The following is a 24,734-nucleotide window of genomic DNA, read 5'->3' on the forward strand; positions in this document are numbered from 1 at the left end:
AAGCTCTCGGTTCAGGGCGTGAAGGCGATGGATGCCGCGAACAGAAACAGTGGGCCGAGCGCAACGAGCGCGAGAAGTACGAGAGTCCCGAGGATGGCTCGAACCGAACTCGATCGACGCATCCCGAGGACCGTCGTGACGAAGCTGGCGAACCACGCCAGCACGGCGAAACCCGCCCCGAACCGCAACGCGGTCCGCGCCGAAGGGTCGTAGTCGTAACCCATCAAATAATCAGTCGCTACGGGACTGTCGAGTACCGCGAAGCCGGCGACGCCCGCCACCAGTAACATCACGACGCCGAGTGCCGTCCAACCGCCGGTCCATGTCTTGTCGGATTCGCGTTCGATCAGGTTCGTTGTCATGACCGTTAGCCTGGCCGACCGGGCACCACGCTGACATGAGTAGCGCTACTCATGTCAGCTGAGCAATCCCCCGCCGCGTGGATGGCGCACTGCATACGTCTCGGCGGTGCAATGGTTCATTGACGCGTTCGGGTGGAACGGAACTAGCCCCGCAGACCCCAGTGCTCGATCCAATCCAGCGCAGACATCTCTCCCGGCGCGATGCCGGCATTGCGGGCCGATGCTTCCGCGTTGCGGATCAGGGATGCAAAATCCAGTACCCGACGCCGCAGCGCGTCCTCGGCACTTTCCCCACCGTGTGAGTGATCGACCCCGATGTGTACGACGCGGAGGCCGTCGGGGACAAGTTCGTCGGGTAGGCCCGCCTTGGTGGCTCGTCCGATCACCTTCTGGGCCAGTGCGAGCGACGGCTGCGACAGCGCGATCCCGTCGATGCACGATCCCCGCGCCTTCTCCGAGGCCTTCTGCTCTTCCCAGGCCCGCTCCTGCTCGACGATGTCGATCGGTCCGCCGTCCTGGCGAGTGAGGTGCGGGCTGCGGTGGGTCAATTTGGCGACCAGTCCCGCGGCGACGTCGTCGATGTCGAACGCGTTCTCAGCGGCGTTCTGCGCGATTCGGGAGTGAAAGAGCACCTGCAGCAACAAGTCTCCGAGTTCCTCGCGGAGATCGTTCAGGTTTCCTGCGGCGATGGCGTCGAGGAGTTCGTAGGTCTCTTCCAACAGGTAGCCGCGCAGCGACTCGTGGGTCTGCTGAGCCTCCCAGCCACCGACGGTGTGCAATCGATCCATCAGGTGCACCGCTGCGATGATGTCGTCACCGGGCAACTTCTCGGCGGCGATGATGCGTTCTCCGCGAGCAATCCGGTCCTGGACGTCGGGGTTCAACCGATCGGTGCTGACCAGGACGGGGTCGACGGCGTCGGGCGCAGCGGTACCGGAAAACAGCCACCGCACCCGCACCGGTACCTCTTCGGTGAATTGCACCGCACCACCGAGGAATTCGACAGCATCGACGGGTACCTGGGTCGGACGAACGGGGTCGAGCAGAACTACCGTCACCGCTACACCCCCACTGTTTGCTCCAACAAGACGGACCGAGATGGCTTCCCGTCCAAGGATAGGATGAGATCGGCGATGAACTGCACCAATTCGACGTCGCGTACGCGCGCCGCCCCTACGCCGCCGCCCTCGACCCGCGGTAGCGGCAACTGCACCACGCCGGTGGTGGCCCGGTAGGTGGCGCTGGGATAGAGCCGCTTGAGGCGAATCTGCTTGGAGTCGGGCAGATCCATCGGAGCCAATTTGACCTGAGTTCCGGCCACATTGACGTCGGTCAAACCGTACTCCTTGGCGATCAGCCTCAACTTCGCAATCGAAACCAGACGACCGACCTCCTCCGGAAGCGGGCCGTACCGATCGACGAGTTCGTCGATGACGGCGTCGATACCGGCCGAATCGGCTGCCGCAGCAAGTTTTCGGTAGCCCTCGAGACGCAGCCGGTCGCTGGTGACGTAATCGGGTGGGATGTTCGCATCGACGGGCAGGTCGATACGCACTTCCTTGGGTGCCTCGTCCGTGGTGATCGGCTTGCCGTCGGCAGCAGCCCGGTAAGCCTCGACGGCTTCGCCCACGAGCCGCACGTACAGGTCGAATCCGACGCCGGCGACGTGTCCGGACTGCTCCGCACCCAGAACGTTTCCGGCACCGCGGATCTCGAGGTCTTTCATCGCGACGGCCATACCGGCACCGAGGTCCGAGTTCTGCGAGATGGTCGCCAGACGGTCGTAGGCGGTCTCGGTGAGCGGCTTCTCCGGTGGATACAGGAAGTAGGCGTAACCACGCTCACGGCTACGCCCCACGCGACCGCGCAGCTGGTGCAACTGCGACAAGCCGAGCGAATCGGATCGTTCGACGATCAGCGTGTTGGCATTGGAGATGTCGAGACCGGTCTCGATGATGGTGGTGCACACCAGCACGTCGGTCTCACGTTGCCAGAACCCTTGCACGGTCCGTTCGAGTGTCTCCTCGTTCATCTGACCGTGCGCGGTCGCCACCCGTGCCTCGGGAACGAGATCGCGAATCTTCTTCGCGGCCTTGTCGATCGAGCTCACTCGGTTGTGCACGAAGAACACCTGGCCGTCGCGCAGCAGCTCACGCCGGATGGCCGCCGCAACCTGCTTGTCGTTGTACGCCCCGACGTACGTGAGCACCGGGTGCCGCTCTTCGGGCGGGGTGAGGATGGTCGACATCTCGCGGATGCCGGCCAGGCTCATCTCCAGCGTTCGCGGAATCGGGGTGGCGGACATGGTGAGTACGTCCACGTGCGTTCGGAGCGACTTGATGTGCTCCTTGTGCTCGACGCCGAAGCGCTGTTCCTCGTCGACGATGACCAGACCCAGGTCCTTCCAGGCGACTCCGGTCTGCAGCAACCTGTGCGTGCCGACGACGATATCGACCGTGCCGTCGGCCAACCCGGCCATGACCTCTTTGGATTCGGACCCGTGCGTGAAGCGAGAGAGTCCCTTGACCGTCACCGGGAACGACGCCATGCGCGCGGTGAAGGTCTGCAGATGCTGTTGCGCCAGAAGGGTTGTCGGAACGAGGACGGCAACCTGCTTGCCATCCTGAACCGCCTTGAACGCCGCACGTACTGCGATCTCGGTCTTGCCGTATCCGACGTCGCCGAGAATGACGCGGTCCATCGGAACCGCCTTCTCCATGTCGGCCTTGACGTCGGTGATGGCGGTCATCTGGTCGACCGTCTCGGTGAATCCGAACGCATCTTCCATCTCGAGTTGCCACGGGGTGTCGGGTCCGAAGGCGTGTCCGGGTGCGGCTTGCCGAGCCGCGTACAGCTGCACCAGCTCGCCGGCGATCTCGCGAACTGCCTTGCGCGCCTTGCGTTTGGTGTTGGCCCAGTCGGATCCACCGAGCTTGCTCAGTGCCGGCAGCTCGCCGCCGACGTAGCGCGAGAGCTGATCGAGTGAGTCCATCGGTACGAAGAGGCGATCTCCGGGATGGCCGCGCTTGCTCGGTGCGTACTCGACGACGAGGTATTCGCGTCGGGCACCGCCGATGGTGCGCTCGACCATTTCGACGAACCGGCCGATGCCGTGCTGATCGTGCACGACGCTGTCGCCGGCGACCAGTGCGAGCGGATCGACCTGATTGCGACGCTTCGCCGGGAGTTTGCGGCCCTCCCCCGCCGCAGCGACGCGGTTGCCGGTCAGATCACCTTCGGTGACGACGACGAGCTTGGCATCGGGGAATACCAGGCCGTCGTGCAGCGATCCGCAGAGGACATTGACGACGTCCGAGACCGGAACGGCACCGGAATCGAGTTGCGCTGCTGGAACTTCGGCCTCTGCGAGGCGTTCGATGATGCGGGCGGCGGTGCCGGCACCGGCGACGGAAATGACGGCCAGTCCCCCGGTGGCGATATGCGCACGCAGTGTCGCGAACAAGGCCGTCAGCGCTTCCTCGGACCCTCGCACCTCCGGGACCGAATCGACGGCGAGTTCTACTTCTTCACCGTTTCCGGACGCCAGCGGGCTGATGGTCCACCACGGCCGACCGTGCACCTGAGCCGACTCGCGAACCTGCCGCAGAGACCGATACGCCGAGGCACCGAGATCGAGGGACGCACCTTCGAGGCTGGACGTGTCGAGGGTCGACGTGTCCAGTGGCGCAGCTCCGCCGATCGACGCGGCCGTCCACGACGCTTCCAGGAACTCCTGTCCCGTGCGGACCAGATCCGTTGCGCGCGTGCGGATTCGCTCGGGGTCGCAGAGCAGTACGTGGGTTCCTGCCGGGAGCGTATCGGCGAGCAGTTGCAATTCGCCCGGCTGCAGCAGCGGAAGCAGCGCTTCCATTCCCTCCACGGGCACTCCGGCGGACAGCTTGTCCAGCATCTCCACCAGTGCGGTATCACCGGCGTTGTCCGCCGCGAGCACCGCAGCTCGGTCGCGGACCTCCTGGGTGAGAAGCAGCTCCCGGCATGGCGGCGCGATGACGAGTTCGACCTCGTGGTCGGGCAGTGACCGCTGGTCGGAGACGGCGAAAGCACGAAGCTCGGTGATCTCGTCGCCCCAGAACTCCACGCGGACCGGGTGATCTGCCGTCGGCGAGAAGAGGTCGAGAATGCCGCCGCGGACGGCGAACTCGCCGCGCTTGCCCACCATGTCCACACGCAGGTAGCCGAATTCGACGAGACGATGGATCAGCCCGTCGAAGTCGATGTCCAGCCCGACCTTCAGCGTCACGGGCTCGATCTCACCGAGGCCCGGTGCCATCGGCTGTACCAGCGAACGCACGGTGGTGACGATGACGCGTATCGGGTCGCCGTAATCGGCGTCGTCGGGGCGAGCCAGCCTGCGGAGCACGTCGAGGCGCTTGCCGACGGTATCGGCGCTGGGCGAGAGGCGTTCGTGCGGCAGTGTCTCCCAGGACGGGAACATCACGACACCGTCGCCGAGTATCTGGCCGAGTTCGTTCGTCAGATCGTCCGCTTCACGTCCTGTGGCGGTGACGATCAGGAGCTGGGTGTGCTGCGCGATGGCAGCGGCGACGAAGGGCCGGACCGAGTGGGGCCCGATGAGAGTGTGCTCGGCGGTGCCGATCGCGTCGGCAACGGCCACCATCGACGAATCCGTCAGCGCGACGCTGGCCAGACCCGACAGTTGCAGCGCCGCGTCGGGAACGATCGGGGCGGGCCCGGATGGCGAAACGACAGGCAGAGAATCGGAAGACAACAGCAATGCTCCTACAAGCGAGTCGAGGCGACGGCTGCGCATGCACAGTCACTGGCAAGTCTATGGGAGTACGCCGACACCCCGGCGGGCGGGAGACACGCGGCTCAGCTCAGAGCTGCGTCGAGCATCGCTGCAAGTGACTCGCCGGCAGCAGCCGAGTCGTAGTCCGCGTCGTGCAGGCATTCGCTGACGATCGCGTCGATCGCGCCGCCGGTGATGATGGCGAGGGTTCGTGAATCGACATCGTCCGTCCCACGTGCACGGACGGATGCGTCGATGATGTCGGCCAGAGGCCGCCATCGCTGCTCCGGCGTGTGTCCGGGCGTGGAGTACCCCAGCGCCTCGATGAGTCTGAAACTGCCGCAGCCCACTCGGATCACCGAGGAACGCCTCGCGGCACTGGACGTGCCGCTACTGGCCGTTATCGCGGGAAAGTCCGTGATGCACGATGCCGAAGACGCCGTTGCCACGGCAGAACGGGCGCTTCCCGACGGCACAGTGCGGCTCTATCCCGACGCCTCGCACGCCGTCAACGGCGAATATCCGGATCTTCTGCGACGCGATATAGCGGACTTCGTTGCGAGCAACTCGTGAATTACGGGCCGAAGCGAATGACCCGACGAGCCGCGAACTCGCGGAAATAGTCCAGCTTGTTGCCCGGAACCAACGCCGGCAGCAGGTAATACCAGAGGCGCTCCATGCGAGAAGGCAGCTCTTCGGTGGTGGAGGTGGCGACCGCAACCATGTGGACACCGGTGAGGATCTCGAGCACGAGCGAACCGATGGTCTTCGAGTCCGAGTTGGGGTCGATGTCGCCCTGCGCGATGGCCTTGGCGGCAAGTCTGTCGAACGACTCGCTCCACCCGGCCATGACGTTGCCCTCGGTGCCCCGGTAGTCACCGATCTGATGGCTCAGGCGCAGCATGGCCGAGACCATGGGATCGCTGACCGACAGGTCGACGACGATGTAGGAGATGCCGATCGCCGCTTCGAGGGCGGGAATGCGGCCGTCGTTGAACTGCGAGCAGGCCGTGGTCAGACGGGCGTTGCCCTCGTCGATGACCGCGCGTGCCAGTTCTTCCTTGGAGCCGAAATGGAAGTACAGCGCACCTTTGGTGACCTGAGACTGAGAGATGATCTCGCTGAGGCTCGCGTTCGCGTACCCGAGGCGCAGGAATACATTTGCTGCGCCCGCGAGCACGGTGTCGCGAGTTATTTCAGCGCGGGCCTGCCTGACCATAGGATCCGCCTTCGCAATTCTGTACTGCCACCGCGCAAATTACGCCCGAACGGTACCACTGAGCGGCTTCACGTCTCATGTCAACATCATCGGTTCGATTGAGCACCACGCCGCGAGTGACGGAGCTCTCACGTACGACAAAGGGGACGATACCCCCTCTTTCCTCGCGAAGAGAGCGAACGGGTCCTCATTCCTCGGTCAATCGAGGGTCGGCCTCCAGATTCGTCAGCCCGTTCCAGCACAGGTTGACCACGTGCGCGGCCACCACCTCTTTGGACGGAGTGCGCACGTCCAGCCACCACTGCGCCGTCATCGACACCATTCCGACCAGAGCCTGGGCGTACATCGGGGCGAACTCGGGATGGAGGCCACGGCGCGAAAAGTCTCCGGCCAGCATGTGTCCGACGCGTCCGATGGCCTCGTTGAGCAGGGACGAGTACTTTCCGTCCTCGGCAGAGGCAGGAGAATCGCGAACGAGAATGCGGAAACCGTCGGTCCGGTCCTCGATGTACGTCAACAGCGCGAGCGCCACACGTTCGACGCGAATGCGCGACCGATTGAGGTCCAAGGATTTGGTGATCATGCCCATCAACGTCGACATCTCACGATCGACGATGACGGCATAAAGGCCTTCTTTACCGCCGAAGTGTTCGTACACCACCGGCTTGGACACACTGGCGCGTCCGGCGATCTCCTCGACGGACGCGGCCTCGTAGCCCCGTTCGGCGAACAGGGTCCGTCCCACCTCGATCAACTGCTCGCGACGTTGAGTCCCGGTCATCCGAATCCGGGGTGAGCGTTCTTGCTCCGAGGCTGACATGGAAACCGCTTCCGTTGACCGACCGTGCGCGTCCTGACGCCGGAGTCGGCGACCACCTCACCCTAGCGATGCCCGATCTATCCAGTTCGCACCCGTGCAGGAACGACCTGACCGGTCTGTTATGAGTCGCGGTTCGACTCACCACTGCCTCTCATGCGAGGATCGTTGCGCTCAGTGGGAGCGCAGCGGCTAACGAAGGCGTCGTTCGATTCGTAGGCCACTGTCGTCACTGCTGGTCGATTATCCGCCGTGGTGTAATGGCAGCACCTCTGATTTTGGTTCAGATAGTTCAGGTTCGAGTCCTGGCGGCGGAGCGAGCAAGACCATTCGTGCATTACCGTTTCGCGTCATCGCCCCGAGGAGCTCAATGCCTGTGCAGACCGCCGTGGTCGTTCTCGCTGCGGGTGCAGGTACCCGAATGCGGTCCAAGACTCCGAAGGTTCTGCACCCCCTGGCCGGTCGCACGATGCTCGCGCACGCCCTGCACGCGGCCGCCGACCTCGGACCCGACCACCTGGTGACCGTCGTCGGACACGATCGCGAACGAGTGTCGGCCGCCGTGCACGATCTTGCAGCCACCCTCGGCCGCACCATCCATACCGCCGTTCAGGATCAGCAGTTGGGTACCGGACATGCGGTGCAGTGCGGATTGGCCGCGCTTCCGGACGACTTCGAGGGCACGATCCTCGTCACCGCGGCCGACGTACCTCTCCTGGACGGTCACACCCTCAAAGCGCTGCTCGACGAGCACCTCAGCGCTCCTCGCCCGGCGGCGGCGACGGTACTGACCTTCCTCCCCGCGGACGCCAACGGTTACGGCCGCATCGTGCGCACGGACGACGGCGAGGTCGCCGAGATCGTCGAGCACGCCGACGCATCCCCCGAGCAGGTATTGATCGGCGAGGTCAACTCCGGCGTCTACGCATTCGACGCCGTCGCGCTACGCACGGCACTGGGCAAGCTCAGCACCGCCAATGCCCAACACGAGCTGTACCTGACCGACGTCGTCAAGATCAGCAAGGCCGACGGCAAAGCCGTGTACGGCACCCAGCTGGCCGATCCGGACCTGGTGGTGGGGGTCAACGATCGCGTTCAACTGGCGCACGTCACGTCTGTGCTCAATCGCCACATCATCGAGCGGCACATGCGCGCAGGCGTCACCGTCGTCGATCCGGCGACCACCTGGATCGACATCGACGTCACCCTGGGCGCGGACGTGCGCATCGAACCCGGCGTCCAACTCCACGGCAAGACGCACATCGCCGACGACGCGGTCGTCGGACCGGACTCGACCCTGCGTGACGTCGAGATCGGCGAACGCGCGTCGGTGGTCCGCACTCACGCCGAGCAGACCGTCATCGGACCCGATGCGACGGTCGGGCCGTTCACCTATCTGCGTCCCGGCACTGTCCTGGGCACCGGCGGCAAGCTCGGTGCCTACGTCGAGACGAAGAACGCGACGATCGGCAATCACACCAAGGTCCCGCACCTCACGTACGTCGGCGATGCCACGATCGGCGAATACAGCAACATCGGTTGCTCCAACGTCTTCGCCAACTACGACGGTGTCAACAAGAGCCGCACGGAAATCGGATCCCATGTACGGACCGGTTCCGACTCGACGTTCGTCGCTCCCGTTCACGTGGGCGACGGCGCTTACACCGGTGCAGGAACGGTGGTTCGGGACGATGTTCCTCCCGGCGCACTGGCCGTCTCCGGCGGTAAGCAACGCAATATCGAAGGCTGGGTCATCGACAACAGGCCCGGAACCGAAGCTGCGCAGGCAGCGGCGCTCGCAGATCGTGATCGGCACGAACAAAAGGACGGCGAACAGTAGTGAGCACCCCCAATTGGATCGACAACCAGAAGAACCTGATGTTGTTCTCTGGTCGAGCACATCCGGAGTTGGCCGAGCAGGTCGCGAAGGAGCTCGGAATCGAGATCACCCCGCAGACGGCACGTGACTTCGCCAACGGCGAGATCTTCGTGCGCTTCGAGGAGTCGGTCCGCGGATCGGACGCATTCGTGCTGCAGTCGCACCCGTTCCCGCTCAACACCTGGCTGATGGAACAGCTCATCATGATCGACGCCCTCAAGCGTGGATCGGCCAAGCGCATCACCGCGATCCTCCCGTTCTACCCGTACGCCCGCCAGGACAAGAAGCACCGCGGCCGTGAGCCCATCTCCGCGCGCCTCGTCGCCGATCTGCTCAAGACCGCAGGTGCCGACCGCATCATCACCGTCGATTTGCACACCGATCAGATCCAGGGCTTCTTCGACGGCCCCGTCGATCACATGCACGCGCACAGCCAGCTCGCCGATCACATCCGCGGCAAGTACAGCCTCGAACACATCACCGTCGTCTCCCCCGACTCCGGCCGCGTCCGCGTCGCCGAGAAGTGGGCCGACTCCTTCGGCGGCGCACCGCTGGCCTTCATCCACAAGACACGTGATCCGTTGGTGCCGAACCAGGTCAAGTCCAACCGCGTTGTCGGCGAGGTCGAAGGCCGCACGTGCATTCTCATCGACGACATGATCGACACCGGTGGCACCATCGCGGGAGCCGTCAAGGTCCTCAAGGAAGCCGGAGCGGGCGACGTCGTCATCGCCGCCACTCACGGCGTCCTGTCCGACCCGGCTGCCGAGCGCCTCGCCAACTGCGGTGCCAAGGAAGTCGTCGTCACCAACACCCTGCCGATCAGCGACGAGAAGCGCTTCGACACGCTCACCGAACTCTCGATCGCACCCCTGCTGGCTCGCACCATCCGCGAGGTCTTCGAAAACGGCTCCGTCACAAGCTTGTTCAACGGCAGCGCGTAACAGCTAGTCTGTTTTGCTCGATCCGAAGCCCGCTCCACCCGCTCCCCACCTGTACTGCATGAACTACGTCACGTCCGTGGCCGGAATATGCAGCTCGCAAGACGGGGGTGTGTGGGGCGGGTTTCGTTGTCACCTAAGATGACTCGTCGTGATCGACGCACACTCTCTCAACGGCCCGGCTGGAACTACTACCGTCAGAATTGCTCGATGGACGCCGGGCGGGTGCGTCTGGTGCGGCAGCACCGACAGTGTCGAAACCTTCCGCAACGAGCCGCGCTGCGGCCTGTGCCGCGAGAAGGAAGCCGTCATCGACGAGGCCAAGCACTTCATCGGTATGTACGGTCTGCGGCCTCTGGGCGGAACCCTGGCATCCGAGGACGACGAAGAGCGCGAGTACCGCGTCACCGCCCGCGATGCGCGCGAGGTTCTCAACCGCATCCGGCTCGAGAAGCTCCCCGACCCGGCGGCCGTGCGCAAGGCGTTGCGTCCCAGGGCCGCTGCCGCGGTGAACGCTCCGGCGTCTCCGTCATCGACGTCCGCCCCGGCGAAGGCACCGACGAAGAAGTCGCAGGCCGGCGTCACCGGAATCGATGCGATCGAATTGCAGTCCCGCGTGGAGAAGTTGCTCGGCCAACTCACCTCCGTCGACGAGCAGATCAGCGCGCTCGACGGTGTACAGGGCCTGCCCGCGCGCGCTCGCATGAAAGATCTGGAACGTCAGCGGACCACCGTGCTGACGACATTGGCCGCGCTCGAGAAGGCTCGTCGCCGCACCAACTGATCCACGTAGTCTGATCGAGTGCTGCGCAAGCGTTCGATCTCACGGCTGGTGCTCGATGTCACCTATGCGGTCGTCTTCGTCCTGCTGCTGCTCGCGTCCACTCTGAACGGGGTCGCCGGTACCGCCGGTGCAGGCGTTCTGGTCGGGTTCGGCGTTGCCTTGGCCATCCGGCGTCGATCACCACGATGGTCCTTGGCGCTCGCCTGGGTACTGGCCGTCGTACAGATGGTCGGCGGAGTGCTGCCCCTGTCGGCAAATGCGGCAATCTTCGCAATTCTGTACTGCTCGGCTGCCTACGGCGACAACGTGGTTCGACGACTCGGCCTTGTTTCTGCCGTCGTCGGCGGGGTGATCGCGGCGTTGTACCTGGTCTACGTCAACGGTAACCCGTTCGGCCCGCCCAGCGACCAAGGGTTCGAAGGGCCGGGCCTGGCTCAGTTCGCCGTGATGCTCGCGGCACTGTGGGCGATGCTCGGGCTGTCCTGGGCTCTCGGTCGACTGGCCTATGCGCGGCGAACCGCCATCGAATCCGCGCACGCGCGCGAGCTCGCCGAGGTGTACCAGGCGCGAGCCGAGCAAGAGGTGGCAATCGAGCAGGAACGCAACCGAATTGCGCGGGATATGCACGACATCGTGGCGCATTCCCTCGCCGTGGTGATCGCTCAGGCCGACGGAGCGCGCTACGTGCGTGCCGTGGACCCAGCCGCCGTGGACACCGCACTGACGACGATCTCCGACACTGCCCGCGAGGCACTCTCCGACGTTCGAGTGCTGCTGGGGCAACTCCGCCACAGCCAAGGCGATCTACCGACCCCCGGCCCGGGTGATCTCGAGCGCCTGTTCGACCAGATGCGCGCCACCGGCCTGAACATCGATTCCTCGATCGGCACCGGGGAGATGTCGTTGGGTGCCGGAGCATATTTGGCGCTGTATCGCATCGCGCAGGAATCGCTGACCAACGCGCTGCGCCACGGCAATCCGAACGAACCGGTGACCGTCGCCATCGAATCCGATTCTGCCGGCGTCGAACTGACGGTACGCAACAGCGTGGATCCAGGACGCCCCGCTGCGGAATCTTCCGGTCATGGAGTGGCCGGCATGAAAGAACGCGCCAGTCTGTCCGGCGGCACGTGCACTGCGACCAGCGACGGCTCCTCGTGGACCGTATCGGCGTGGTTGCCTGCCGCCACCCCCTCGACGAAGGGCACCACGTGAGTTCCGATCGCATCAAAGTTGCGTTGGTAGACGATCAGCAGCTGTTCCGAGCGGGCATTCGCATGCTCATCTCCTCGCAGACCGATCTGGAATTCGTCGGGGAGGCGGGCAACGGACGAGAAGCCGTCGACCTCGCCGCGTCGGCGACTCCCGACGTGATGCTGATGGATATCCGCATGCCGGTGCTCGACGGTATCGCCGCCACCGAGCAGATTCTGGCGGCCTCCGGGAATCCTCCCCGCATTCTGGTGCTCACGACGTTCGATCTGGACGAGAGCGCAGCGCGGGCCATCCGTTCGGGGGCAAGCGGATTCGTACTCAAAGACGCGGATCCGGAGTTTCTGCTCGCCGCGATCCGCACGGTTCATGCCGGAAACTCGGTGATCGCCGCGTCCGCGACGACCGGGTTGCTGGCCCACTTCACTCCTACGCCTCCGGTTCCGACGGTGCCGGCGGCGTTCGAGACACTCACTGCGCGGGAGAAGGAGCTCTTCCGGCTCACAGCCCGAGGGTTGAGCAACTCCGAGATCGCCGAGCTGGAGTACTTGAGCGAGGCCACGGTGAAGACCCACATCAGCCGCATCTTCGCCAAGCTCCACCTGCGCGATCGAGTGCAGCTGGTGGTCTACGCATTCGAGCACGGGCTCACTGGGGACTGACGCCGAAGTCATCCTGTAGATGTACGAGGCGAATACTCGCGCCTGACTATTTCGGCTCGGCAGATTCATAGCGTTGCGGGCATGACGACAACAGTTCCCCTGGTTGCCAGAGCACACCAGGTCAGCAAGCATTTCGGCGACTCGTCCAATCCGGTGAGTGCGCTCGACAACGTATCGCTCGACATTCACAGCGGCCAATTCACCGCCATCATGGGCCCGTCCGGCTCCGGCAAATCGACGCTCATGCACGTGATGGCGGGATTGGACAGCGCCAGCTCGGGTCATCTGATGCTGGCCGGTGCGGACATCACCTCGGCGAACGACGACGCTCTGACGACGTTGCGGCGCAAGCAGGTCGGCTTCATCTTCCAGTCCTTCAACCTCGTTCCCACACTCGATGTTCGGGGCAACATCCTGCTGCCCTTCGAGCTCGACGGCCGCGCGCCCAGTGAACAGGAGCGGGCCTGGATCGAGCAGCTGATCGACACTCTCGGACTGCGTGGCCGAGTGAACCACCGTCCACATCAGCTATCGGGTGGGCAGCAGCAGCGAGTGGCCATCGCCCGAGCGCTGGGTACCCGGCCGCACCTCATCTTTGCCGACGAGCCCACCGGAAACCTCGATTCCCGCTCCGGCCGTGAGGTTCTCGGGCTCCTCGCCGCAGCGGTGCGCGAGTACGGGCAGTCGATCGTCATGGTCACCCACGATCCGATCGCGGCCGGCTACGCCGATCGCATCGTCTTCCTCGCCGACGGCCGAATCGTGAACGAACTGGGACGTTCGAGCCCGGAGCAGATTTCGAGCTACATGCTGGGAATGGAAGGTGCAGTCCGATGAGTGCACTGACTTCTGCTCAGGCGTCGAAAGAGCACGGTGCCAGCATCCTGGTGACGTCGCTCGCGTCGTTCTTCGGTGTCGTGTTGATTCAGGCGACGGCGTTTCTCGTCGACATCTTCGGCGATCGGCTCGGCGACAGTGCCGCCACCAACGCGCTCTACAGCGTGGCGTTGGTGTTCATCGGCGTCTCGTTGTGCGTGGCGGCGGTGGTCACTTCCAACACGTTTGCCACGATCGTCGCGGGCCGCACCCGCACCATCGCCCTCCTGCGGCTGCTGGGAGCCCGCTCTCGTGACCTGCGTCGGTCGGTGGCGCGGGAGGGCTTCGTCGTCGGATTGTTCGGTGGCGCAATCGGAATGGTTCTCGGCGTCGGGGCGAGTCATCTGGCCCGCGCCGTTGCGGTCTCGGCCGGTCAGTTGCCGGATGCGCAGTACACCTCCGTGCAACCGTTGGTCGTTCTGCCGGTGGTGATCGTGGTGCTGACCACCACCGTCGCGTCGTACGTGGGATCCCGCAAAGTTCTGGACGTCACACCCGTTCAGGCAACCGGAGGTGCCGTCGACACGGGAGTGGAGGCCCCGCGCTCGCGTCGTGTCCGCACTGCTCTGTCGATAGTGCTCGTCGCCGGCGGAGTGATTCTGCTGGGTCTCGGAGTCCTGATCGGGATGGTGAACCCGGGCGGCCTCATGGTGGCGTTCCTCGGCGGTGTGGCGTCGTTCACCGGAGTCATGGTCGGGGCGTATCGCATCCTGCCCGCGACGCTACGACTGGTGGGCAGGATGTCGGGCCGCAGCCCTGCAGCACGGTTGGCCTCCGCCAACGCGATTCGCTACCCGGATCGCAGCACCCGCACCGCGGTGGGCCTGCTGATCGGGGTGACGTTGGTGACCACGTTCGCGGTCGCGATGTACAGCTACCGGACGATGCTCGTCACCGAATACGACGAGGCCACCGTCGGCCAGGTCCTCACCGTGACAGTGGGCATCATGACCGGACTCATCGGCTTCTCGGCCGTCATCGCGGCGGTCGGCATGGCGAACAACCTGCTGCTGAGCATTCTGCAGCGCACCCGTGAGATCGGCCTGCTGCGCGCACTCGGATTCACGCGCAAGCAGATTCGAGCAATGATCGTCTCGGAAAGTACGCAGATGGTGATCGCGTCCATGGGCTTCGGCCTGATCCTGGGCATCGTGTACGGCTGGGCCGCAGCACAATCACTGCTGGGCTCGCTCGATTCCCGCGGGCTCACCGCACCGACCCTGCCGTGGGCGGTCATAGTCGGAACAGTGTTGTGCGGTGGACTCCTCGCCCTCGGTGCATCGTTGACCCCGGCGCGACGTGCCAATCAAATTTCACCGGTACTCGCGTTGGCGGACGCCTGATCTCGAGGCTTCGCGCGGGGCAGGGTTGCACGCTACCGACGCCGATCGACTTCAATACCGTCGATCGGCGAACGTAGTGTGCACCGGTGCCCGCTCCGTAGGGCAGTCCTGTGGATAACGTCGTCGAGTTATCCACAATTGCGAAATTGCCACTGTTGCGCGGGCTCGTCAGCCGCAACGGTGTAGCAATGGGGGTTTACACAGTGCAGCAATTGCTGGCGCAGGGAATCAGCACCAGCACAATTTCGAGGCGGTCGCAGTCGGGTGAGCTGGTGCGACTGCTGCCGAAGGTCTACGCGACGGAGAAGCCGGACTATTTCGGACTGTGCCTCGGGGCCACCCTGTGGAGACCGGAGGCCGCACTGAGTCACGAAAGTGCGGCCTGGTTGTGGGGACTGATTCAGTACGAACCACGTCTGGTGGAAGTCACTGTCGGTCCGACCGGCCAGTCGAGGTCGGTGCCCTGGATCCGCGTTCACCGCCGAGTTCTCGGCGACATCACCACACGACGCGGCATGCGCGTGGTGTCACTGGAGCAAACGTTCGTCGATGTCGCGACCTGTCTGTCGACGCCCGATCTCGAAAAGTTCTTCGACAACGCCATAGACAGTCATCTGCCGTGGCGTCGGGTCGCTGAACTGTGTGGCACGGCAAAGGGCATGGACGGGATGGCTGCAGTGCGCAAGCAGCTTCGAACCTGTTGCCCGAGAACTCTCTCCGAGCCGGAACGGCTGGTGGCGCGAGCGTTGAAAGCTCGGCACTTCGCAATGGAGATCAATGCGCGCGTAGGTAAGTTCTACGGCGACCTGGTGGACTTTCGGGCACGAGTCATCGTCGAAATCGATGGCCGAGAGTTTCACACTGATCCCGCAACGTTCAACAACGATCGTCGACGGCAGAACGAGTTGGTACTCGACGGTTGGTTGGTGCTGCGATACTCGGCGGCGACAGCGCTTGCCGAACTCGATCGCGTCGTGGACGAGATCATCACGGTGGTGCGTCGTCGCCGGAAGTCGATTGCCGCAACGGGCCGTCGACTCCCGTGAATACGCGGCGAAGCGGGCAGGGTTGCACGCTATCGACGCCGATCGACGGGATTCCGTCGATCGGCGAACGTAGTGTGCAACGGTGCCCGCTCTGACGCTCAGACCCGTCCGGCAAGAATCAGCGCGAAGCGTGACTGCTCGTCGGACCAGAGATGCTGGACGTCGAAGCCCGCAACCTTCAGCTCGGCGGTGATGCCGTCGGGACGGAACTTCGCGGAGATCTCCGTTCGCAGATCCTCGCCGGCCTCGAAGTGCACGTGCAGATCGAGGTCCTTCAGGTAGACGTCCTGCGCAGTGGTGGCGCGCAGCCGCATTTCGATCCACTCGTCTTCGGCGTTCCATAGAGCCACATGCTCGAAGGCGTCGGGGTCGAAGTCTGCACCGAGACGAGAATTGAGCACCGACAACACATTTCGGTTGAACTTCGCCGTCACTCCGGCCGCGTCGTCGTATGCGGGGACGAGGACGTCCGGATCGATGACCAATCCCACTCCGAGCAGCAAGAACTCGCCGGGGTCGAGAGCGTCGGCTACCGCCGCCAGGAATTCCTCACGCTCCTGCGGGATCAGGTTGCCCAGAGTTCCACCGAGGAAGGCGATGGTCCGACCCGTACCCGAGGGAAGATTGTGCAGAGTGTCGGTGAAATCGCTGACGATGCCGTGCAGTTCCAGCGCGGGAAACTCCTGCGAGAGTTGCTCGACGGCACCCTCGAGCGCTGTACTGGAAACATCCTGCGGTACATACGTTTTCAAGGAACCGTGCTCGACCCCGGCCGCGAGCAGGATCTTCGTCTTCTCCGAGGAGCCGGAGCCCAACTCGATCAACATCGACGATTCGGTGGCCTCGGCGATATCGAGAGCATGCTCCTCGATCAGTGCCCGCTCGGTTCGCGTCGGGTAGTACTCCGGCAGCACGGTGATCTGCTCGAACAACTCACTCCCCAGAGCGTCGTAGAAGTACTTGGGCGAGAGCCACTTCGGTTCGGACGTCAATCCGTCCCGCACGTCCTTGCGTAATTCGTCCACCAGTGCAGTGTCTGCGAGGTGTACCTCGACCGTGCTCATGTGTGCTCCTGTTCGTCGAGATGGGAAACGGTGAATGTCGACGCTGTGGCGACGATCAGACTTCGATCGTCGATGGGCGTCCAGTCGGAGTCGTCATCGGTGGGTTCGGACGCGATAGTGACCGAATCCTCGGCCTGCAGTACCGACAACGAGTGATGAACAGCAGTGGCATACATGCTGGTGCCATCCGAGAGCAGAAAGTTCAGGCGGGCCTTGGGCGAGGTAGCGAGAACCTCGCTCACGAGCGTGCGCAGTGCCGACTCCGGATCGAGCGTGCGCAGCAGGTGGCGCAACACGATCCACAGCGCTGCCGCATCGGTCGGGGCCGGCAGCATCAGCGCGTCGACCGGTGACACCCGGGACCACAACTCGGCCACCGTGTCCGGCCAGCCGAACACGACGCCGTTGTGACTGAAGGCCCAATGATCGTCGGTGAACGGGGCGCAGGCGCTGCGTTCGACCGGCATCCCCACCGTGGCCGATCGCACTGCCGCGATCACCGACGTCGACTGCACTTGCGGCAGCGCATCATCGACTGCGGGGTCGGTCCAGATGGGCATCGGGTTGCGGTAGCTGCGAACGGTCTGCTCGTCCCACCATGCAACACCGAACCCGTCGGCATTGATGGTGCCGCCGGCGCGCATGTCCTTCGGCGCGAACGATTGAGTGCGTAGCGAATTGGGCCCCCGAGTCAACAATGACCCAACCGAGGTGGACGCTCCCAGATATCCCAGATGACGGCACATTCAGCTGTGCTCGACGTCGCGGGCCAACCGGAACCCACTGAAGATCTGCCGGCGGATCGGATGGTCCCAGTTGCGGAAAGTACCCCTACACGCCACCTCGTCGGTGCCGAACGAACCGCCGCGCAACACCTTGTAGTCGCCCCGCAAGAACACCTCGGAGTATTCGGCGTACGGGAAGGCCTCGAATCCCGGATAGGGCTCGAAGTCCGACGAGGTCCATTCCCACACGTCGCCGATCAACTGATGCACCCCGGCCGGGGACGCCCCTTGCGGATAGGCACCGACATCGGCCGGTTCGAGGTGCCGCTGGTTCAGATTGGCGTGCGCTGCAGTGGGTTCGGCGTCGCCCCACGGATAGGCGCGGCTGCTACGGGTCTCGGCATCGAAGCGCGCTGCCTTCTCCCACTCGGCCTCCGTCGGCAGGCGCTTGCCCGCCCAGCGGGCGTAGGCGTCGGCCTCGAACCAGCACACGTGCACCACGGGCTGCTGCGGACGCACCGGTCGGCGAACCCCGAAGCTCCGACGCCACCACGTGCCGTCGGAATCGCGTTCCCAGAATTGCGGGGCGGTGAGCTGGGCGTCGACGCGATGCGCCCACCCCTTCTCGGTCCACAACTCCGGACGCTCGTAACCGCCGTCGGTGATGAAGTCGATGAACTGCGCGTTGGTGATCGGGGCTCGGTCGATCGCAAATGTCGGCACGTGCACCGGGTGGGCCGGCCGCTCGTTGTCCAGTGCCCACGGATCGAGCGAGGTGCCCATCGAGAACGATCCACCGGCGATGACGGCCTCACCCATCACCGGTGCCGACGACGCAGGCGGTGCCGGGGCCGCCAGAACGGCGGGCCCGGAGCGCAACTGGTGTGTCGCGAGCATGGTCTCGTCGTGTTGCTGCTCGTGCTGCGCGATCATGCCGAATGCGAATCCGTGCTTCTCGACCGGCCTACCCTCGAACGTACTGCGGTCCAGCACGTCCCAGGCCTTGTCGCGCACGGTCTGCACGTAGACGCGCGCTTCCTCCGGGGTGAGCAACGGAAGTGAGGTGCGCGACGACCGAGTGTGCTTGAACGCGTCGTACAACTCGTCGATGTCGGGTCGCACAGGGTCCCGACCACCCACATCGCGAACCAGCCAGAGTTCTTCCTGACTTCCGATGTGCGCGAGATCCCAGACCAACGGGCTCATCAGCGGCGAATGTTGCGCCATCAGTTCGGTTTCGTCCACGCAGTCGGTGAGCGCTGCACTGCGGGCGCGACTGCGGGTGAGGACCGTTTCGATCTTGTTCCTGAGCTGTTCGGCGCTCACACCGATTCCTTTCGGTTTCGAAAATCCGGGGACGCCGTATCGAACTCACTCGGGGGCTCGCCGGCTCGACATCGGCGAGCACCTGCAGACAGGTAGTCGGCGTACTCACCGCCGCACTCGGCTGCGAGGAGAAGCAATTCGACTGCAGTCGAACGGAGATCGTCGTCGCCGAGCCCGAGGCGCGCCGCGTCGAGCCAGCGATCGGCCGTCCCTGCTGCGATTTCGGTAGCGCGAGACACCAGCTCCGGCGTCGACAACAGCGCCCCGAACGCCGCTGCAGGAATGACCCACTGCCCCGCCGGTTGGGCGTCGAGATAACGGATCTCGAGGTGACCGCAGGCCCGCACCCGAGGGAACAGGGTGGTCAGGTGATAGTCGAGGTCACCGTATGTGGGCGCACGTCCGACCACGTCAGGATCGTCGAGCCACTGCGCGAACGTCGTACCCACAGGCGCTTCCCAATTCTCAGCGGCACCCTGAATGCAGAGCAGCGGAACGTCGAGAGCCCACCGCGCGTAGTCGGCCACAGGGTCTCCCGTAGCCACATCTGCGGGGCTGCTGGAATCCGTTCTGCTGGAGTCCAGTTCGAGCCACGTTCGCATTCTCTGAGACGCCCACGCGCCTTCGGGAGCTCCCTTCAGCTCCGGGGAGCGAGCGAACGCCGCCACGAACGCCGGGCCGATGGCGTGCAGCATTCGCCAGCGCGCGGCGACCTCGCCGCGATCACGACCGGCGTCGACGCTCACCTGAGCGGCAGCAGTGTTGCACATCATCAATTTGCCGTAGGGCCCGATAGTGGTGAACCGGTTCTCCATCGCGCAGTATCTCGGCAGCACGAGCAGCCGTTCGGGATCACGCTCGGTATCGGCCGGAACGGCGAGGATATCGATGCCGGAGTTACGGAGCATCTCACGCAGCATCCGGGCATCGGCGTCGAGCACGGTTGCGAGATCGGAAACGGATGTACAAGGCGAACTGGACAATTCGACTTGGCCGCCGGGTTCGACGGTGACGGCACTTCCGCCCGGCAACGTCAGGGCGGGTGAATCTGGGGCGATACTGCGCGGGGAGTGATCACCGAGCGCAGTTGCCAGCGAAGAGAGACTGGGACGCGATCCGTCGTCGAAGGCGGTGAGCCACTCGAGTTCGGCACCGATCAGCGCCGGTGGACCCAGCTTGAAACACACTTTCGACACGTACGCCTCGGCCGCTGGGCGACTGCTCAGCTCGAGGGACTTCTCGTTGGACGACACTTTTCCTTCTTTCCGCACTCACCACGTTCTTCGCTACCGAACGTACCCAGCTGCGGGGATCGAAAACGCCGTGATCCCGCGTCGCAAACGAGGCTACCGATTGTGCAACCCTGATGCCGAGAGTTCGTGACAGGAAGGACGACCGATGCTCGATCAGGACCGCATCCGCCGCGACACCCCCGGTGCGTCGGAGCAGGTGTTTCTCGACAGCGCCGGCTCCTCGTTGCCTCCTACCGTCGTCCTCGAGACCGCGATCTCACATCTGCGTCGAGAAGCGGACATCGGCGGATATTCGGCCGCAGCCGAACGCCAGCACGACCTGGCCGCGGTGAAGACCTCGATCGGCACCTTGATCGGAGCGCCGGCGTCGAGCATCGCACTGAGCGATTCCGCGACACGGGCCTGGACCGACTTCTTCTACTCGGTGCCGCTCTTCCCCGGTGATCGAATCCTGTTGGGCGAGGCGGAATACGCCAGCAACGCGATCGCGGCTCTGCATCGCGCCGAGGTCACTGGAGCGATCGTCGAGGTGATTCCCAGCGACGAGTCGGGACAGATGGACGTCGACGCGTTGGCAACCATGCTCGACGATCGCGTGAAGCTGGTATCGGTGGTGCACGCACCCACCAACGGTGGCCTGATCAACCCCGCCCGAGCCGTCGCCGATCTCGCTCACCGGCACGGCGCTCTGGTGCTACTGGACGCCTGCCAGTCCATCGGGCAGATGCGCGTCGACGTCGAGGAACTCGGTGTCGACGCACTCTCGGCCACCGGACGCAAATGGCTCCGCGGCCCACGCGGAACCGGATTTCTGTACCTGCGTCCAGGATTGGCGTCGACGCTGCATCCGCCGGCCTTGGACCTGCACAGCGCGGAATGGGTCGACCGAAACACCTACCGAATGGCCGACGACGCCACCCGCTTCGAGTTCTGGGAATGCGACGTCGCCGCCAGGCTCGCGCTCGGTGCTGCCGTCGACTACCTGCTCGAACTCGGTATGGACAATGTGGAACAAGCCGTCGTCGAACGTGCCGAATATCTGCGCGCCGGGCTTCGAAAGATCCCCGGGGTGACCGTGCACGACCTCGGCGACCGCAAGAACGGCATCGTCTCGTTCACCGTCGACGACGAGGGCCCCGAGGCTGTCCGGGACAGGCTCGCACGCCGGCGCGTGGCAGTGCGAGTGAGCTACCGAAGCTCGACACAACTGGACATGGCGGGCCGGGGACTCGATTCCGTGGTGCGCGCCTCTCCGCACTACTTCGTCACCTTCGCCGAGCTGGACACGATGCTCGCTGCGCTCGCCGGTGAGTGACCGGCTCTCCGGTCGTTCCGTGTGGCACTGCCGCTCACATAGGCCGCCACCCCGACCGCTGAGACCACGAGTCCACCGACTCCGATCCAGGTGATCGCATCGCCGAACATGAGCCAGGCCCAGATCATGGTCGTCGGCGGTGTCAGGTAGAGCAGCACGCTGGCACGCGTCGGACCGTTGCGACGCACGACGAACAGGTACGCGCCGTATGCGCCGAATGTCGAGAGCACCACGGTCCATGCGACGGCCGCCCCGAACGCCACCGTCATCGGCGGTGCGGCATCTCCGGCCAGCACGCTCCAGGCCATGAAACCGAGTGCGCTGAAGGAGCATTGAATGGCCATCGACAGTGCAATCGGCTCCTTGGGTGCCAGGACTCTCTGTCCGATCGTTCCTATCGACAGCGCCAGCATCCCTGCGGCCGGTAGCAAGTAGACGGGCCAGCCGAGCCCGGCCCCGGACATGTCCCCCACCACGACCAGCGCTACCCCGGCGATGCCGACGACGAGTCCCAGACTCTGCATCGGTCTTACGCGTTCACCGAAGATTCTGCTCGACGCGAGCGCAACCAGCAGTGGCTGCAGGGCGGCGATCAACGCGGCGACGCCCGGCGGCACGCCCATACCGATGCCCGTGATGGTGGCACCGAGGTACAGGAATTGGCAGAACAGGCCCAGAACGGCATGGATTCGGACTGCGTGCCAGCTCGGTTTCAGTCGTCGATAGCGGCACCAGGCGACCAACAGCACCGCAGCGGCTACATAGCGCCAGGCCAACAGGGTGTGGGCGGGAGCTTCGGCCGTGCCGAGTTCGGCTCCGATGAATCCTGAGCTCCACAGCACCACCAGAGCTGTGCCGGCCAGAACGTCGATGCGTAATGTCATGAACGCGATGTAAACATACAGGTCTGTATACTCGCAGTGCACCTGCTTCTCACCAGCGCTTATGGAAGGTAACCATGCTCGACGAGCGTTTGACCCCCGCCGGAGAACGCATCCTCACCGTCGCCAGCGAGTTGTTCTACGCCCGCGGGATCCGGGCCGTCGGCGTCGACCTCATCGCCGAGGAAGCGGGCACCACCAAGAAGACCCTGTACGACCGCTTCGGCTCCAAGGACGGTCTGGTGCAGCGCTACCTCACTCGCCGTTTCGGCCTGTGGTGCGAGCACGTCAGCAATTATGTCGAATCCCTCGCTCCCGGCGACGCCCGAATTCTCGGGGTGTACGACGCGCTCGAATCATGGATGCGCGACAACCATCGCGGCTGTGGATTCGTCAACGCCTTCGCCGAGTTCGGCGGTACCGACAGCCCGGTCCTCGAGATCATCGAGGCCGAAAAAGAGTGGACCAGAACGCAGTTCGCGCGTCTGGCCGCCGATGCCGGCTACGCCGACGCCGACCAACTGGGAACACGATTGTCGGTGCTGCACGAGGGAGCGGTGGTGATGGGAACCGCCGGCGGCCGTGATGACGCGATCACCGTCGCGCGTGGCATCGCTGCCGAGTTGCTCGCCGCGCTCGACGTGCACGCACGTTCGTAGCAGGGCCGAACTTCCGTGCATATGACGTGGTCGTGTATTGTCTTCCAGGTTGTCTCGGCGAGGGTAGATCCACGATTTCAGGATCCACCGTTATCGACGCGGCTCGGCCCCGTTGGCCGCGCTCGTTCGTGTCCGCCCCGACGAGCTTGACCGCCCGACGAAGTACGCCGCACGAACCACAGATCACAGTTATCAGGAGCATGTAGCACCATGGCATCGAAGGTAAACAATCTCACCGCTCAGGTCCGCACCGAATTCGGCAAGGGCGCTGCTCGCCGTGCACGTCGCGACGGCCTCGTTCCCGCTGTCCTCTACGGACACGCCACCGATCCCCAGCACCTCGCACTGGACGCTCGCGCGTTCGCAGCCGTGCTGCGTAACGACGGCACCAACGCCGTGCTGACCCTCGACATCGCCGGCAAGTCGCAGCTGGCCCTCACCAAGTCGATCGTCGTGCACCCGATCCGTCGCAGCATCGAGCACGCCGACCTCCTCGTCCTGAAGAAGGGCGAGCGCGTCACCGTCGAGGTCAACGTCATCGTCGAAGGCGATGCCGCACCGGGCACCCTGGTCGTCACCGACGCCACGTACATCGAGATCGAGGCCGACGCGCTGGAGATCCCCGAGAACTTCGTCATCTCCGTCGAGGACAACCAGATCGACACCCAGTACTACGCAAAGGACGTCGAGCTGCCCGACGGCGTCACCCTGATCTCCGACCCCGAGCAGCTGCTCGTCAACGTCACCGAGGCACCGTCCGAGGAAGAGCTCGAGGCGGACGGCGAAGGCACCGAGCCGATTTCCGAGGAAGGCGAAGCCGAGACTCAGGAAGAGGCCGAGAGCCACGAGGATTCGGACGAGGACAGCAAGGACAGCGACAGCTGATCTCGCTCCACGAACCGCGTACGACGCGCTGCTCCCACACCCGGGTGCAGCGCGTCGTTCGTTTCGAAGACGTGATGAGACAATGACGAACGTGAGTGTTGACCTCGAAGCGCCGGCCTTGATCGTCGGCCTCGGCAATCCCGGCCCGCAGTACGAAAAGACCCGCCACAACGTCGGTTTCATGGTCGCCGACGCTCTGGCCGGACGCGTCGGCTCGGCGTTCTCCTCGCACAAGAAATCCAATTCCGACATAGTGCAGGCACGTCTGGGTCGACGTTCGGTGGTCATCGCCAAACCGCGCACGTTCATGAACCTGTCCGGCCAGCCGGTGGCGGCCTTGGCTCGGTTCTTCTCCGTCGACGCGGCGAACATCGTCGTTGTGCACGACGAACTGGACATCGATTTCGGCGCTCTACGACTCAAACTCGGCGGCGGCGAGGGCGGCCACAACGGGCTCCGCTCGATCTCCCAACATCTGAGCACCAAGGACTATCTTCGGGTGCGCGTCGGCGTCGGACGCCCACCCGGACGGATGGATCCGGCGTCGTTCGTGCTCAAGCCCTTCTCGGCCGCCGAACGCAAGGACCTCGGCGTCGTCGTCGAAGAGGCAGCGGACGCCGCCGAACTTCTGCTCTCGGCCGGGCTCGAGTCAGCACAGAACAGCGTGCACCCGCGCTGAACCGAGCGCCCCTGTTACGAGGTGCGCGCCCGTTC

Annotated in this window: 24 protein-coding genes and 1 tRNA gene; 14 read left to right on the forward strand and 11 right to left on the reverse strand. The window is 64.5% G+C overall.

Annotated elements, in window-relative coordinates:
* Positions 1-11: 11 nt before the first annotated feature.
* From ACFI9K_RS22015 to ACFI9K_RS22030, 4 genes are all read right to left on the reverse strand, one after another.
* Entirely contained in the window at positions 12-362 is a 351-nt protein-coding gene (locus tag ACFI9K_RS22015; RefSeq protein ID WP_462665474.1) for a hypothetical protein, read from the reverse strand.
* 143 nt (positions 363-505) lie between these two features.
* Positions 506-1,420 (reverse strand): nucleoside triphosphate pyrophosphohydrolase, encoded by a 915-nt coding sequence (locus ACFI9K_RS22020; RefSeq protein ID WP_462665475.1) that lies wholly within the window; start codon positions 1,418-1,420, stop codon positions 506-508.
* Positions 1,421-1,422: 2 nt separating this feature from the next.
* Entirely contained in the window at positions 1,423-5,001 is a 3,579-nt protein-coding gene (mfd, locus tag ACFI9K_RS22025; RefSeq protein WP_462665554.1) for a transcription-repair coupling factor, read from the reverse strand.
* A 215-nt stretch (positions 5,002-5,216) separates the two neighbouring features.
* Entirely contained in the window at positions 5,217-5,483 is a 267-nt protein-coding gene (locus ACFI9K_RS22030; RefSeq protein ID WP_462665476.1) for a hypothetical protein, read from the reverse strand.
* Between ACFI9K_RS22030 and ACFI9K_RS22035 the strand changes: the two genes are divergently transcribed.
* Positions 5,458-5,706 carry an alpha/beta fold hydrolase gene (locus tag ACFI9K_RS22035; RefSeq protein WP_462665477.1) on the forward strand — a complete coding sequence of 83 codons (249 nt, stop codon included), beginning with the start codon at positions 5,458-5,460 and terminating at the stop codon, positions 5,704-5,706. The genes ACFI9K_RS22030 and ACFI9K_RS22035 overlap by 26 nt on opposite strands.
* 1 nt (position 5,707) lies before the next feature.
* On the opposite strand, the gene ACFI9K_RS22040 is transcribed toward ACFI9K_RS22035, so the two are convergent.
* Positions 5,708-6,352: a ScbR family autoregulator-binding transcription factor gene (locus ACFI9K_RS22040; RefSeq protein ID WP_462665478.1), complete on the reverse strand. Its 645-nt coding sequence runs from the start codon at positions 6,350-6,352 to the stop codon at positions 5,708-5,710.
* A gap of 187 nt (positions 6,353-6,539) precedes the next feature.
* Complete coding sequence (locus ACFI9K_RS22045; RefSeq protein WP_462665479.1) at positions 6,540-7,172, reverse strand: TetR/AcrR family transcriptional regulator; 633 nt, start codon at positions 7,170-7,172, stop codon at positions 6,540-6,542.
* A 243-nt stretch (positions 7,173-7,415) separates the two neighbouring features.
* On the opposite strand from ACFI9K_RS22045, the gene ACFI9K_RS22050 reads away from it, so the two are divergent.
* From ACFI9K_RS22050 to ACFI9K_RS22090, 9 genes are all read left to right on the forward strand, one after another.
* Positions 7,416-7,486 (forward strand) — tRNA-Gln (locus tag ACFI9K_RS22050).
* A gap of 53 nt (positions 7,487-7,539) precedes the next feature.
* A complete protein-coding gene (gene glmU / locus ACFI9K_RS22055) occupies positions 7,540-9,009 on the forward strand; it encodes a bifunctional UDP-N-acetylglucosamine diphosphorylase/glucosamine-1-phosphate N-acetyltransferase GlmU (protein WP_462665480.1) in 1,470 nt (489 codons plus the stop codon).
* On the forward strand, positions 9,009-9,992 hold the full coding sequence (locus tag ACFI9K_RS22060) for a ribose-phosphate diphosphokinase (protein ID WP_222092415.1): 984 nt from the start codon (positions 9,009-9,011) through the stop codon (positions 9,990-9,992). The genes glmU and ACFI9K_RS22060 overlap by 1 nt, the downstream gene beginning before the upstream one ends.
* A gap of 148 nt (positions 9,993-10,140) precedes the next feature.
* Positions 10,141-10,773: a hypothetical protein gene (locus ACFI9K_RS22065; RefSeq protein ID WP_230592568.1), complete on the forward strand. Its 633-nt coding sequence runs from the start codon at positions 10,141-10,143 to the stop codon at positions 10,771-10,773.
* A gap of 18 nt (positions 10,774-10,791) precedes the next feature.
* Positions 10,792-11,988 carry a sensor histidine kinase gene (locus ACFI9K_RS22070; RefSeq protein WP_462665481.1) on the forward strand — a complete coding sequence of 399 codons (1,197 nt, stop codon included), beginning with the start codon at positions 10,792-10,794 and terminating at the stop codon, positions 11,986-11,988.
* The gene (locus ACFI9K_RS22075; RefSeq protein ID WP_462665482.1) at positions 11,985-12,647 is read left to right on the forward strand and encodes a response regulator; all 663 of its coding nucleotides are present in this window, start codon (positions 11,985-11,987) and stop codon (positions 12,645-12,647) included. Before ACFI9K_RS22070 ends, ACFI9K_RS22075 begins: the two co-directional genes overlap by 4 nt.
* 81 nt (positions 12,648-12,728) lie before the next feature.
* Entirely contained in the window at positions 12,729-13,484 is a 756-nt protein-coding gene (locus ACFI9K_RS22080) for an ABC transporter ATP-binding protein (protein WP_462665483.1), read from the forward strand.
* Entirely contained in the window at positions 13,481-14,866 is a 1,386-nt protein-coding gene (locus ACFI9K_RS22085; RefSeq protein WP_462665484.1) for an ABC transporter permease, read from the forward strand. The genes ACFI9K_RS22080 and ACFI9K_RS22085 overlap by 4 nt, the downstream gene beginning before the upstream one ends.
* A 188-nt stretch (positions 14,867-15,054) precedes the next feature.
* Positions 15,055-15,912: a DUF559 domain-containing protein gene (locus ACFI9K_RS22090; protein ID WP_462665485.1), complete on the forward strand. Its 858-nt coding sequence runs from the start codon at positions 15,055-15,057 to the stop codon at positions 15,910-15,912.
* Between the two features lie 98 nt (positions 15,913-16,010).
* On the opposite strand, the gene egtD is transcribed toward ACFI9K_RS22090, so the two are convergent.
* From egtD to egtA, 4 genes are read right to left on the reverse strand one after another with little or no spacing between them, the layout of a single operon-like run.
* Complete coding sequence (gene egtD / locus ACFI9K_RS22095; RefSeq protein ID WP_462665486.1) at positions 16,011-16,976, reverse strand: L-histidine N(alpha)-methyltransferase; 966 nt, start codon at positions 16,974-16,976, stop codon at positions 16,011-16,013.
* Entirely contained in the window at positions 16,973-17,722 is a 750-nt protein-coding gene (gene egtC / locus ACFI9K_RS22100) for an ergothioneine biosynthesis protein EgtC (RefSeq protein WP_462665487.1), read from the reverse strand. Before egtC ends, egtD begins: the two co-directional genes overlap by 4 nt.
* A complete protein-coding gene (gene egtB, locus ACFI9K_RS22105) occupies positions 17,723-19,027 on the reverse strand; it encodes an ergothioneine biosynthesis protein EgtB (RefSeq protein ID WP_462665488.1) in 1,305 nt (434 codons plus the stop codon).
* Positions 19,024-20,280 carry an ergothioneine biosynthesis glutamate--cysteine ligase EgtA gene (egtA, locus tag ACFI9K_RS22110; protein ID WP_462665489.1) on the reverse strand — a complete coding sequence of 419 codons (1,257 nt, stop codon included), beginning with the start codon at positions 20,278-20,280 and terminating at the stop codon, positions 19,024-19,026. The genes egtB and egtA overlap by 4 nt, the downstream gene beginning before the upstream one ends.
* Before the next feature lie 145 nt (positions 20,281-20,425).
* Between egtA and ACFI9K_RS22115 the strand changes: the two genes are divergently transcribed.
* The gene (locus ACFI9K_RS22115; RefSeq protein ID WP_462665490.1) at positions 20,426-21,595 is read left to right on the forward strand and encodes an aminotransferase class V-fold PLP-dependent enzyme; all 1,170 of its coding nucleotides are present in this window, start codon (positions 20,426-20,428) and stop codon (positions 21,593-21,595) included.
* On the opposite strand, the gene ACFI9K_RS22120 is transcribed toward ACFI9K_RS22115, so the two are convergent.
* Complete coding sequence (locus tag ACFI9K_RS22120; RefSeq protein WP_462665491.1) at positions 21,538-22,479, reverse strand: DMT family transporter; 942 nt, start codon at positions 22,477-22,479, stop codon at positions 21,538-21,540. The two genes, ACFI9K_RS22115 and ACFI9K_RS22120, sit on opposite strands and share 58 nt — an antisense overlap.
* A 74-nt stretch (positions 22,480-22,553) precedes the next feature.
* Between ACFI9K_RS22120 and ACFI9K_RS22125 the strand changes: the two genes are divergently transcribed.
* The 3 genes from ACFI9K_RS22125 (at position 22,554) to pth (ending at position 24,699) form a co-directional block, all read left to right on the forward strand.
* Positions 22,554-23,135, forward strand: coding sequence for a TetR/AcrR family transcriptional regulator (locus ACFI9K_RS22125; RefSeq protein WP_462665492.1), 582 nt, complete (start codon positions 22,554-22,556; stop codon positions 23,133-23,135).
* A gap of 210 nt (positions 23,136-23,345) precedes the next feature.
* Complete coding sequence (locus ACFI9K_RS22130) at positions 23,346-24,020, forward strand: 50S ribosomal protein L25/general stress protein Ctc (protein ID WP_462665493.1); 675 nt, start codon at positions 23,346-23,348, stop codon at positions 24,018-24,020.
* A gap of 91 nt (positions 24,021-24,111) precedes the next feature.
* Positions 24,112-24,699: an aminoacyl-tRNA hydrolase gene (pth, locus tag ACFI9K_RS22135; protein ID WP_462665494.1), complete on the forward strand. Its 588-nt coding sequence runs from the start codon at positions 24,112-24,114 to the stop codon at positions 24,697-24,699.
* Positions 24,700-24,734 lie beyond the last annotated feature (35 nt).

The organism is Rhodococcus sp. PSi06 (genome assembly GCF_054960675.1).